Consider the following 11,404-nt stretch of genomic DNA (forward strand, 5'->3'; position numbering starts at 1 on the left):
AAGGGGCGGTAGAACGTGAAGTCAGGCCATTGATCGCGCCGCGGACAGTCCGTATACGCCGCGCTAGGACAAAAACGGCTCGGCCAACGGGCGGTACAATGCGACGACAATCGAGGGGGGAGGGCCCATGGCCGCTAGCTCGCAGACGCCTCAGGCAAAAGGGTTTAGCTGGAAGCTGATCGCGCCGCTCGTGGTGTGGCTGGCCATCTATCTGTGGCCGGTGCCGACGGGTCTCAACGCCAACCAGTGGCACTATTTTGCCGTGTTCGCGGCCGTGATCACCGGGCTCATCCTGGAATCGATGCCGGTCGGCGCGGTCGGGTTCATCGGGCTGACGGTCGCGGGCGTCGCCGGCTATATCGATCCCGATCCCGGCAAATCGCTGCGCTGGATGCTGGCGGGATTTGCCGAGAGCACGGTGTGGCTGATCGTCGGCGCCTTCGTATTCTCGATCGGTTATCGCAAGAGCCAGCTCGGCCGCCGTATCGCGCTGGTGCTGGTGCAGAAGCTCGGCCGCAACACGCTCGGTCTCGGCTACGCGGTGGCGATGTCGGACTTCCTGCTGGCACCAGCGACGCCATCCAACACCGCGCGCAGCGGCGGCATCGTCTATCCCATCATCAGCAACATCCCGCGCATCTACGGCTCCGAGCCGGGACCGACCGCCGGCAAGATCGGCACCTATGTGATGTGGACGGCGTTTGCGGCAACCGCGATCACCAGCTCGCTGTTCTTCACCGCGCTCGCGCCCAATGCGGCCGCGCTTGCTATCGCCAAGAAGACCGCCGGCGTCGAGGTGAGCTGGGCGCAGTGGTTCGTCGGCTTTGCGCCGCTCGGCATCCTCCTGATGATCCTCGTGCCGCTGCTCAGCTATGTGGTCTGCCGTCCCGAGGTGAAGCACAGCCCGGAGATCTCCGAATGGGCGGCCAGGGAGGTCAGCGAGATGGGCCCGATGTCGCGCAACGAGTGGATCATGCTGGCTCTGATCGTCCTCGCGATGTTCCTGTGGATCGCGGGCTCGAGCCCGGACATCCACGTGCCGCTGCTCGGCTCGAACTTCGTCAACGCCACCACCGTCGTGTTCATCGTGATCTCGCTGATGCTGGTGACGGGCGTGATCGAGTTCGCCGACATCGTCAGCGAGAAGAGCGCCTGGGAGGTGTTCTTCTATTTCACCTCGCTGCTGACGCTGGCCTCGGGCCTCAACGAAATCGGCTTCGTCAAATGGTTCGCGACCGAATACGCCAAACCGCTCGCGGGGCTGTCGCCGTCGACCGCGATGCTCCTGCTGGTCGCGCTATTCTTCTGGATCCACTACTTCTTCTCGAGCATCACCTCGCATGCCGCAGCCGTGCTGCCGGTGGTGCTCGCGGTCGGATCGGGCATTCCCGGCCTGCCGGTTACGACGCTCGCCATGCTCTGCATGTATTCGCTCGGCCTGATGGGCGTGATCTCGCCTTACGCGACGGGACCCGCGCCGATGTATTTCGGCAGCGGCTATATCGGGAAGGGCCAGTTCTGGGGCTTTGGGCTGCTGTTCGGGCTGCTCTATTTTGCGGGACTCCTGCTGATCGTGCTGCCCTGGTTGCAGATCAGCTGAGCGGGCCCGGAAGCTCATACCCCCGGCAGACGAATTTTCTTCGCCGGGGTGGGATTAGGAAAACTTCGTCCAACTCCCCGCAAATATCTGACATTGCAAGGAAGACCTGAAAAGGCGATGGTGCTTGCTGCAGTGCAGCGCGTTCCACCCGAACCCTCGCCGCGATTTCACTCTCCGTCGCTTGACGCGACCGGTTCCCGCATGCCCCACGGGGCAGCAGGAACTGTTGTGCATGAAGGCCGCCTCCATGAACGCCCACCAATCGCTCGCGATCGGACAGAAGATCGAAACGCTTGAAGCGATTTCACCTGCCGCCCAGAACGCTGACGCGATGGTCCGTTTCGAAGGCATCTCGAAGATTTATCCGGCCTATCGCGGCAAGCCCGGTGTCAACGCGCTGCAAGACATCGACTTCGCGATTGCGCGCGGCTCGATCACCGGCGTTATCGGCCGCTCCGGCGCCGGCAAGTCGAGCCTGGTCCGGCTGATCAACGGGCTGGAGAAGCCGACCACGGGCCGCGTGATCGTCGACAACAGCGACATCTCGGCGCTGGCAGGTCGCGAATTGCGGCTGGCGCAGCGCTCGATCGGGATGATCTTCCAGCATTTCAACCTGCTGTCGTCGCGCACGGCGGCCGACAACATCGCGCTGCCGCTGGAGATCGCCGGCTGGGCCAAGGCCGACATCAAGGCCCGCGTCGCCGAGCTGCTGGCGCTGGTCGGCATCGCCGACAAGCACGACCGCTACCCTTCTGAACTCTCGGGCGGCCAGAAGCAGCGCGTCGGCATTGCCCGTGCGCTGGCGACGCGGCCGAGCGTGCTGCTGTCGGACGAGGCGACTTCGGCGCTCGACCCGCAGACCACGCGCGCGATCCTCGATCTGCTCGCCAACATCAATCGCGAGCTCGGCGTGACCATCGTGCTGATCACCCACGAAATGTCCGTGGTGCGCCAGCTCGCCAAGGAAGTGGTGGTGCTCGACGCCGGCCATGTCGTCGAGAGCGGCCATGTCGCCGACATCTTCACGCACCCCAAGCATCCGATCACGCAGTCCTTCCTCGCCGAAGTCATCGGCGACAGCCTGCCGGTGTCGCTTGCGAGCCGGATCGTGGCGGAGCCGTCCGCCGGCGGGCAGGCCGTGATCCGCGTCCAGGTGCGCGGGGCAGGGGCCGGCGACACGGTGGTGGCGCGGCTTGCCCGCGAGCTCGGTCTCGACGTGGCGCTGCTGTCGGCGCGCATCGACGAGATCGGCGGCCAGCATGTGGGCTCATTGACCCTCGGTATTCCCGGTGGCGAGGACGCGGTGACGCGCACGCTCGCCTGGCTCTCTCAATATCAACTCCCGGCGGAGCGTCTCGGCTATGTCGCCTGAACTCATCAACCTCATCGTCCAGGCAACAGGCGAAAGCCTGTACATGGTCGGCATCGCGGCACTGCTCGGCACCGCCTTCGGCCTGCCGCTCGGCGTGTTCCTCGCGACCAGCCGGAAAGGCGAGCTGTTCGCGGCGCCCACCATCAATCGCGTGCTCGGCATCGTCGTCAATGCGACGCGCTCCACGCCCTTCATCATCCTGGTCGTCGCCATCATCCCGTTCACCCGGCTCATTGCCGGCACCTCGATCGGCTCGACCGCAGCGATCGTGCCGCTGGTCATCGCATCGACGCCGTTTATCGCGCGCCTGGTCGAAGCTGCGATCCGCGAGGTCGATGGCGGCCTGATCGAAACCGCGTCCTCGTTCGGGGCATCACCGATCCAGATCGTTCTCAAGGTACTGATCCCCGAAGCGTTGCCCGGCCTGCTCCTGGCACTGACGCTCGCGGTGGTCAGCCTGCTCGGCTACTCCGCCATGGTCGGTGCCGTCGGTGGCGGCGGGCTCGGCGATCTCGGCATCCGCTACGGCTATCAGCGCTTCATGCCGGAGATGATGCTCGCCGTCGTGGTCGTTCTGATCGCACTGGTGCAGCTCGTGCAGAGCGCGGGCGATTATCTCGCACGCCGGGTCAACCGCCGGCTGCGGCAGCGCTGATACACATTCCCTGAAACTGGAGACTACAATGCGCTTTCTCGCAACCCTTGCGGCTGCAGCCTTGCTTGCGACCACCGCTCAAGCTGAAACCATCCGCGTCGGCGTTACAGCCGGTCCCCATGCCGAGATCATGGACGTCGTGAAGAAGGTCGGCGCCGAGCGCGGCCTCGACATCAAGGTGGTCGAGTTCACCGACTACGTCATTCCGAACCAGGCGCTGGCGCTGAAGGACCTCGAAGCCAACTCGTTCCAACACGAGCCTTACCTGAAGAACCAGATCTCCAAGACCGGTTGGAAAATCGTCAAGGTCGCGAACACGATCGGCTCGCCGCAGGGCGTCTATTCGCAGAAATTCAAGAAGCTCGCCGATTTGCCAGAAGGCGCCCGCGTTGCAATTGCCAACGATCCCTCCAACGGCGCGCGCGGCCTGATGATCCTGGCGCTGCACGGCGTGATCAAGCTGAAGGACCCGACCAACGTCGCTTCGACCATCGCTGATATCACCGACAACCCGAAGAAGCTGCGCTTCGTCGAGCTCGATGCCGCCCAGCTTCCGCGCGCGCTGCAGGACGTCGACGTCGTCTCGATCAACAACAATTACGCCGTGCAGGCCGGCCTCAATCCGGCGACCGATGCGATCGCGCGCGAGAACCCCGATGGTCCCTGGGTCAACATCCTCGCCGTCCGCGAGGAGGACAAGGACAAGCCGTGGGTGAAGCAGTTGATCGCGGTCTATCACTCCGATCCCGTGAAGGCGTTTCTTGAGACGCGCTTCAAGGGTACGTATTTGCCGACCTGGTAACGTGCCCGGCCTGCATGGTTCGAGACGCCCGCTTGCGCGGGCTCCTCACCATGAGGGTCCAATATCTCGCCGCAAAACCCGACCTCATCCTGAGGGCCCGCCAGAGGCGGGCGTCTCGAAGGATGGCCGCAAGCGAGCTGCTAGCCACGACTTGTCCTGGAGTAGAAGACGCGCGCGTCAGGCGACAAGCCTCGCGCGCCGCAGCGTCTCCGAGGGCAGCTCGGAGAAGTGGCGCTTGTAGTCGAGCGAGAACTGGCTGAAGTGCCAGAAGCCGTGTTGCACGGCGACGTCGTAGATCGACGTCTCGGCGCCACTGGCGCGCTTCAGGTCCCGCCGCACCCGGTTCAGCCGCATCGCGCGCCAGTAATGCATCGGGCTCGTGCCCACGACTTCCTGAAAGCAATAGCCGAGCTTGCGCGGGCTCGCGCCGACCGCCTTGCAGACCTCCAGCAGCGACAGCGAGCGATCACCGCTGCCATGCATCAGCTCACGGGCGCGATCCACGGTGCGCTTGCGCGCCGTGGCGCTGCGGCCGGGATCGCTGGGCTGGGCCGTCGGCAGCATGTCCATGATCTCGACGAGGAGGGCGTCCTCCAGCGCTTGCCGCGCGGCCGGATCGTCGAACCGTTCGGGTGCGGCCGTGATGGTCTCGTGAATGGCGGCGAGGTGGGCGCGCAGCCGCGCGACCGGCGCCGCCGCCATCTCGATCACCCGCAACTGGTGCCAGACGGCGCGCGGCAATTCGATGTCGAGCCGTGCCGCAAGCTCCGCGATCAGCACCGCGCTGGCGACGACACCGCGCAACTCGAACGCCTTCGGCGTACACATGTCGATCTCGGCGTCGATGCTGGCGATGACCTGGGAGCCCGCAACACTGGCCCCGTTGCAATTCACCTCGCCATCGCCGTGCCAGGGCAGACCGATGCCAAAGCTGTCGGCACCTAACTGGCCATATTGGCGCACCTGCTGGCTGGTGATCTCGCAGAACACTTCGAGCCGGGGCAGGGAGAGTTGCGTGAAGCTGCCCCGGAACGCCCCGGCGCTGATCTGGTCGTAGCTCAGCCGCCAGCGGCCGAGCGTGGCGCAATGCTCGTCGACATCCGTGCTGCTCGCTTGAAGTAGATTGGCAGCCGAGTCTTGAATCGGAAGAGTTGCGCTTAAGGCCATGACAGCACGTCAGAATTTGCAAGCCGAATAGCCAGCAAGAACTACGCCAGACTGGCACGGCCATGGCCGCTGTCCAGCAAAATATTGCCGGATCTCGATAACGCCCGATGCGGCCTGTGTGCAGTCTTCTCCCTTGCCGTTCCGGCATCGCAGTCGGGATGGCCTTGCGGAGGATCGAGATGCGACCGACGGACATCATGCGCGGCAGCCCGCCCACGCCCGAGGCCCAGGTGACCCGCGCCAACTGGCGCAGCTTTCCCGCCATCCGCTGGGGCTTCACCCACACCCGCGAAGTGCTGCCGACCGCGGAGGTTCGCCGCTCCGCGCATCCCACACCGATGGCAAGCGCGCCGCGCGAGCTGCAAAAGCTCAGCTTCACCGCGCCGGACGGCAAGCCGACCACGGTCGAGGCCACCTTGCGCGAAACCTTCGGCGATGCGCTGCTGGTCATGCACCGGGGCACGCTGATCCACGAATGGTACGGCGACGGCATCAGCGTCACCACGCCGCATCTGATCTGCTCCATCAGCAAGTCGATCGCCGGCACGCTCGGCGGCGTGCTGGCCGCGCGCGGCCTGCTCGATCCGGAGGCAAGGGTGGTGCGCTACGTGCCGGAGCTGGAGAGCTCGGTCTATGGCAGCTGCACCGTCCGCAACGTCCTCGACATGGCGGTCGCGATCAAGTTCGAGGAGGATTACGAGGATCCGGCCGGCGACGTCGCACGCTATCGTTTCTCCTCGGGCTGGGACGTGCCGCCGCCGGGCGTCGAAGCCGGCCATCAGCGCGCCTATCTCACCACGCTGCGCGGGACCGGCAAGCCGCACGGCAAGGTGTTCCACTACGTCTCGACCAATACGGAAGTGCTCGGCTGGGTCTACGAGCGCGCCTGCGGCATGCCTTACCATCGCATCCTCTCCGACTATCTCTGGCAGCCCTTGGGTGCCGAAGAGGACGGCTCTCTCACGCTCGACAGCCACGGCATGGGCCGCATCGCTGGCGGCCTTTCCGTCACCGCACGCGATCTGCTGCGCTTCGGCGAAATGATCCGCTGCCGCGGCGTGGTCGAGGGACGGCAGGTGGTGCCGGGCTGGTGGATCGACGACATCCACGAGAACGGCGATCCCCAGGCGTGGAAAGACGGCGATCTCGCCGACATCTTCCCGGGCGCCCGCTACCGCAGCAAATGGTACACGATCGATCCGTCGCGGAACGATCTCGCGGGGATCGGCATTCACGGCCAGTGGCTCTACATCGACGCGGCCACCGACACCGTCATCGTCAAGCTCGCGACGCAGCCGAAGGCGATGGACGTTCCGCTCGACCACCGCTGGCTCGCCGCCTTCCGCGCCATCACCGCGCATCTCGCCCCGCGCTGATTTTTTGGTCATCATCATGCTCGATACCGTCAAAGCCAAATCACCGATTCAAGCGGCCGCACCGCATCCGCTCGATCCTCTGACAGCCGAAGAGATCACGGCCGCCTGCACGCTGGTTCGTGCCGCCGCGACCTCGCCGGAGAACTGCCGCTTCCCGACCGTCCGGCTGGAGGAGCCGACCAAACAGGAATTGGCTACGGGCGGAGCAGGGCGCCGCGCCTTCGCGCTGACGCTCGACGTCACCACGGGCGAGGCGATCGAGCACATCGTCGATCTCGGCCGCAACGAGATCGTCAGCCGCAAGGTCATTCCGAACCGCGAGGCGCCCTATGGGCAGCCGCCGGTGATGCTGGAAGAATTTTTCAAGTGCGAGGCCGTGGTGAAGGCCGATCCAGGCTGGCGCGCGGCGATGGTCCGCCGCGGGCTCACCGACAAGGATATCGAGCTGGTCCAGGTCGATCCGTTCTCCTCGGGCTTCTTCGATTTTGAGTACGAGCGCGGCGCCCGTATCGTGCGCGCCGTCAGCTTTTTCCGCGAGCACCTTCAGGACAACGGCTACGCGCATCCGATCGAGGGCGTGGTCGCCGTGGTCGACCTGATCGGCGGCAAGGTCATCGACCTCACGGACGCCGATCCGATCGTGCCGATCCCGCGCAAGAAGCGGAATTACGGCGCGCACGAGGTCAAAAACCCGCGCACCGACATCAAGCCGCTGCATATCGAGCAGCCGGAGGGCGCGAGCTTCAAGGTCGATGGCTGGAACGTCGACTGGCAGAAATGGAGCTTTCGCGTCGGCTTCACGCCGCGCGAGGGCCTGGTGCTGCATCAGCTTGCCTACCAGGACGGCGATCGCAAGCGCTCGCTGATCCATCGCGCCAGCGTCACCGAGATGGTGGTGCCTTACGCCGATCCGACCGAGAACCATTTCTGGAAGTCGGCGTTCGATGCCGGGGAATACGGGCTCGGCATGCTCGCCAACGCGCTCGAGCTCGGCTGCGACTGTCTCGGCAACATCCATTATTTCGACGTGCCCGCCGCCGACAACAAGGGCGAGCCCTTCGTCATGCAGAATGCCATCTGCATGCATGAAGAAGATTACGGAATTGCCTGGAAACACTACGAATTCCGCAACGGCCTGTTCGAGGTGCGCCGCTCGCGGCGCCTCGTCATCTCGTTCTTCGCCACCGTCGGCAATTACGACTACGGCTTCTACTGGTACCTGTACCAGGACGGCACGATCCAACTCGAAACAAAACTCACCGGCATCATCCAGACCGCCGCCGTGCCATCGGGCGAAAAATACAAATGGGGCGGCATGGTCGACGACAATCTGGGCGGCCCGACGCACCAGCATTTCTTCAACGTGCGCATGCACATGGATCTCGACGGCGGCGGCAACACGGTCACCGAGCACGAGTTCGTGCCGCGGCCCTGGGGCGCGGACAATCCGCACGGCAATGCGTTCGATACCACCACGCGCGTGCTGTCGCGCGAGCGTGATGCGGCTGCCATTGCGAACGGCGAGACCGGCCGGTTCTGGAAGATCAGCAATCCCAACGAGACCAACTCCGTCGGCAACGCGCCGGCCTACAAGCTCGTCGTCAATCCGAGCCCGCTGATGCTGGCGCAGGAGGGCAGCTACGTGCGCAAGCGCGGCGGCTTTGCGACGAAGCACGTCTGGGTCACGGCCTTCGACAAGGACGAGAAATACGCGAGCGGCGATTATCCCAACGTCCATGCCGGCGGCGACGGCCTGCCGCGCTACGCCGCGCAGAACCGCAACATCGAGAACACAGATCTCGTGGTGTGGCACTCCTTCGGCCACACCCATGTCTGCAAGCCCGAGGATTTTCCGATCATGCCGGTCGAATATGCCGGCTTCATGCTGAAGCCGACCGGATTCTTTTCGGCCAATGCCGCCGGCGACATTCCGCCGGAGCGCAACAGCCGCAGCGTGCTAGCGGGCGACCCGAAGGATGCCGCCGGCGGCTCGTGCTGCCACGCCGGCAAAGCCTAGACTCGTCGCGCGACAACAATGTTCGCAGCAGGCCGACCGGCGCTGGTTCGCTGGTCGCATGCGCTCGCGGTCGAATTGTCAGGGGAGTATTGCTGCCCCTTTCGAACGGCCCGCGACGCGACGGCCGGCCGCAGGTCGAAAAGATTGCTTCCAATTCCTTTCGAGAGTGATACCATCTTAAGGTTGTATTCTTTAAGGAGATTTCCCATGACCCATGCACTCAATCTCACGCTGCCGATCAAGCAGGATGCCGAGACCCTGGCAAAGCTGCGGAATCTCGAGGCGAGCTTCACTGAGAAGGTTCAGCGCGGCGGCGCTGAAGCAGTCCAGGATCGTTCATTTCGCCCGGGTCGTCGTCATCGAGGACAAGTACATCCAGGTCATCACCGAATATGAGGGAACGCACCAGGAATACACGGAGTTTTTCCGGCGAGCGCTCACGCCGATATTTGCCGCGATATTTTCCCTGGCAGATACGACTGGCCTGGACATCAACGATCCCAATGCGTTCTTCGAATTCTCGAAGAACCACAACGCGCGCTCGCTGGGCACTGCGACCGACGGCATGACTGTCGCAGACATTCTGGCAAAGCTCGGGAAATAGCTCAGCGTATTTGCGCTTTCGGGATAGGCCGGCTTTGAGGCTGCCTATCGGCTGACCGTTCTTGCAGGACAGGCGCCATGGTGGATCTCGACAATTTGCAGGCGATCGTCGCTCGAAGCTCCGCCAAGCCGCTACTCGCGGTTCTGTTGTTTAGGTTTGGCGACGCCGGCGGTGCCAGGTCCTTCCTGCGGCAATGGATACCGCGAGCCGCGGTGGGGGCGGGCCCGGACGCAGATGGTCCCGCGTTCCACTTCATGTTCAGTTGGAACGGCATCGCGACGTTGATGTCGGGTCGCCCCGACCTTGACGTCGCACAGGGGCGGCAGCAATTCGAGGTATCGTTCGTGGACCCGGCGCAGGCGCCGGATGGCGGCATTGCGACACAGCTTGGTTTCTTCGACGCCAGCGCTCCGGCGGGATGGTGGGATGGCAAGTTCAAGTCGGGCGATATCGATCTGGCCATCCATATCGGGTTCGATACGCCCGAGCAGAAAGCCGATTGCCTCGCGCAGGTGCGGCAGTCGGCGACAGGTTTCGGTGTCCGGGAATTGTCACTCGAAAGTTGGGACGACGGCGCGCTGTCCGGCTGTCGGCCAGCCGACGGCCGCCTGCATTTTGGCTATCGTGATGGAATCACCGCGCCCAATGTTGACTGGCAGGATGCGCCGGCTGCCAGGGCTTCCGACGCCGTCGATTGTCGCGAGATCGTCGTCGGCTATCCGAACAGCGATTTTCCCACTGCACCGTTCAAGCCCGGTCCGTGGCAGGACTTCGCGCGCGATGGATCGTTCGTCGGCCTGTCGTGGCTTTATCAGGACGTCGCGGCCTTCAACAAATTCCTGGTGGCGAATGCACCGCAGGCGGCGCCGCATGTCGGCCCGGAACTGGCCGAGGAATGGATCGCGGCCAAGATGATGGGGCGCTGGCGACACGGGTCGCCGCTGTCACGCTTTCCGGATGCACCACCGTCGACCCCGCAATTGAACGATGCTTTCGGCTATGGCGACGATCCAAACGGCGTCAAATGCCCGCTCGGGGCTCACATTCGCATTGTCAATTGCCGCGATCAGCCGCTGAAATTCGCCAATCAGATTCGTTTCCCCAAGGGGCCGCCGCGAGTCATACGCCGCGGATTTTCCTACGGCCCTCATCTGGAGGGCACGGAGGACGACGGCAAGGACCGCGGCATCGTAGGGCTGTTCTACTTCGCCAGGATCAACGAGCAATTCTATACCATCCTGCGGTGGATGCATCAGACGGACTTTGCCGACGCCTACATGCGCCTTCCGAACGGGGCCAACGCGCAGGATGCGTTGACCGGAAACCGGGCAGACCCAAAGGCCGAGACCCGGTTCCAGGTTCCGCTTGCGGGGGACGCCTCCGTGACGTTCCAGATGAAGCAATTTATCCGCTACAAGGGCGTCGCAGTGCTGTTTGCGCCGAGCGTTAAAGCGCTCAACACGATGATTGCCGCGCAAGGTTGAACTGCCGGGCTCCCGTCAGCCGTCGCATCGTCGCCGCAGCCATTCGTTCGCGGCAGCGAGTCCGCCGTTGTCACGCGTTTGCGGACAAGCGGCGAATGTTCTCACTCTAGAAGCATTCCATATCGAAGTGCTCATAGAAGCCGGCGATGCGCCTCGACGCGCAGATGGGCGCATTGGTCGCACGATTTATTCCCCGGTCTCGATAGATTCTAACTCCTCGTCCCTCGCACTGAAGATGTCCCCGCGTTAGGGCGAGAGTCCAAAAATCATTCCGGCAAAGCCGGCAGTGCGTGGGACCTCGATAGACGTGTCAGACTTCCAACTTCG

At 64.0% G+C, this 11,404-nt stretch carries 9 protein-coding genes; 8 read left to right on the forward strand and 1 reads right to left on the reverse strand.

What is annotated here, in order from left to right; translation table 11 throughout:
* Positions 1 to 127: 127 nt before the first annotated feature.
* The 4 genes from CT676_RS01300 to CT676_RS01315 all read left to right on the forward strand — a co-directional run bounded on the left by CT676_RS01300 (position 128) and on the right by CT676_RS01315 (position 4,429).
* The gene (locus CT676_RS01300; RefSeq protein WP_135213628.1) at positions 128 to 1,600 is read left to right on the forward strand and encodes a DASS family sodium-coupled anion symporter; all 1,473 of its coding nucleotides are present in this window, start codon (positions 128 to 130) and stop codon (positions 1,598 to 1,600) included.
* 232 nt (positions 1,601 to 1,832) lie between these two features.
* The gene (locus tag CT676_RS01305) at positions 1,833 to 2,972 is read left to right on the forward strand and encodes a methionine ABC transporter ATP-binding protein (protein ID WP_193560861.1); all 1,140 of its coding nucleotides are present in this window, start codon (positions 1,833 to 1,835) and stop codon (positions 2,970 to 2,972) included.
* On the forward strand, positions 2,962 to 3,627 hold the full coding sequence (locus tag CT676_RS01310) for a methionine ABC transporter permease (protein ID WP_135213629.1): 666 nt from the start codon (positions 2,962 to 2,964) through the stop codon (positions 3,625 to 3,627). Before CT676_RS01305 ends, CT676_RS01310 begins: the two co-directional genes overlap by 11 nt.
* A gap of 28 nt (positions 3,628 to 3,655) precedes the next feature.
* Complete coding sequence (locus tag CT676_RS01315) at positions 3,656 to 4,429, forward strand: MetQ/NlpA family ABC transporter substrate-binding protein (protein ID WP_135213630.1); 774 nt, start codon at positions 3,656 to 3,658, stop codon at positions 4,427 to 4,429.
* 177 nt (positions 4,430 to 4,606) lie between these two features.
* On the opposite strand, the gene CT676_RS01320 is transcribed toward CT676_RS01315, so the two are convergent.
* Entirely contained in the window at positions 4,607 to 5,596 is a 990-nt protein-coding gene (locus CT676_RS01320; RefSeq protein ID WP_135213631.1) for a helix-turn-helix domain-containing protein, read from the reverse strand.
* A 179-nt stretch (positions 5,597 to 5,775) separates the two neighbouring features.
* Here CT676_RS01320 and CT676_RS01325 point away from each other — a divergent pair, with 179 nt between their 5' ends.
* The 4 genes from CT676_RS01325 (at position 5,776) to CT676_RS01340 (ending at position 11,077) form a co-directional block, all read left to right on the forward strand.
* Positions 5,776 to 6,972, forward strand: coding sequence for a serine hydrolase (locus tag CT676_RS01325; RefSeq protein ID WP_135213632.1), 1,197 nt, complete (start codon positions 5,776 to 5,778; stop codon positions 6,970 to 6,972).
* A gap of 16 nt (positions 6,973 to 6,988) precedes the next feature.
* The gene (locus CT676_RS01330; RefSeq protein ID WP_135213633.1) at positions 6,989 to 8,989 is read left to right on the forward strand and encodes a primary-amine oxidase; all 2,001 of its coding nucleotides are present in this window, start codon (positions 6,989 to 6,991) and stop codon (positions 8,987 to 8,989) included.
* A gap of 247 nt (positions 8,990 to 9,236) precedes the next feature.
* Entirely contained in the window at positions 9,237 to 9,593 is a 357-nt protein-coding gene (locus tag CT676_RS01335; protein WP_244623027.1) for a hypothetical protein, read from the forward strand.
* Between the two features lie 95 nt (positions 9,594 to 9,688).
* Positions 9,689 to 11,077, forward strand: coding sequence for a hypothetical protein (locus CT676_RS01340; protein WP_244623029.1), 1,389 nt, complete (start codon positions 9,689 to 9,691; stop codon positions 11,075 to 11,077).
* Positions 11,078 to 11,404 lie beyond the last annotated feature (327 nt).

Source organism: Bradyrhizobium sp. MOS001 (genome assembly GCF_004634465.1).
Classification (GTDB): Bacteria; Pseudomonadota; Alphaproteobacteria; order Rhizobiales; family Xanthobacteraceae; genus Bradyrhizobium; species Bradyrhizobium barranii.

What these genes read in the sequence shown, in the direction of transcription:
- CT676_RS01300 (WP_135213628.1), top strand. Translation starts at nt 128, where the DNA reads ATGGCCGCTAGCTCGCAGACGCCTCAGGCAAAAGGGTTTAGCTGGAAG.
- CT676_RS01305 (WP_193560861.1), top strand. Translation starts at nt 1,833, where the DNA reads ATGAAGGCCGCCTCCATGAACGCCCACCAATCGCTCGCGATCGGACAG.
- CT676_RS01310 (WP_135213629.1), top strand. Translation starts at nt 2,962, where the DNA reads ATGTCGCCTGAACTCATCAACCTCATCGTCCAGGCAACAGGCGAAAGC.
- CT676_RS01315 (WP_135213630.1), top strand. Translation starts at nt 3,656, where the DNA reads ATGCGCTTTCTCGCAACCCTTGCGGCTGCAGCCTTGCTTGCGACCACC.
- CT676_RS01320 (WP_135213631.1), bottom strand. Translation starts at nt 5,596, where the DNA reads ATGGCCTTAAGCGCAACTCTTCCGATTCAAGACTCGGCTGCCAATCTA.
- CT676_RS01325 (WP_135213632.1), top strand. Translation starts at nt 5,776, where the DNA reads ATGCGACCGACGGACATCATGCGCGGCAGCCCGCCCACGCCCGAGGCC.
- CT676_RS01330 (WP_135213633.1), top strand. Translation starts at nt 6,989, where the DNA reads ATGCTCGATACCGTCAAAGCCAAATCACCGATTCAAGCGGCCGCACCG.
- CT676_RS01335 (WP_244623027.1), top strand. Translation starts at nt 9,237, where the DNA reads ATGCCGAGACCCTGGCAAAGCTGCGGAATCTCGAGGCGAGCTTCACTG.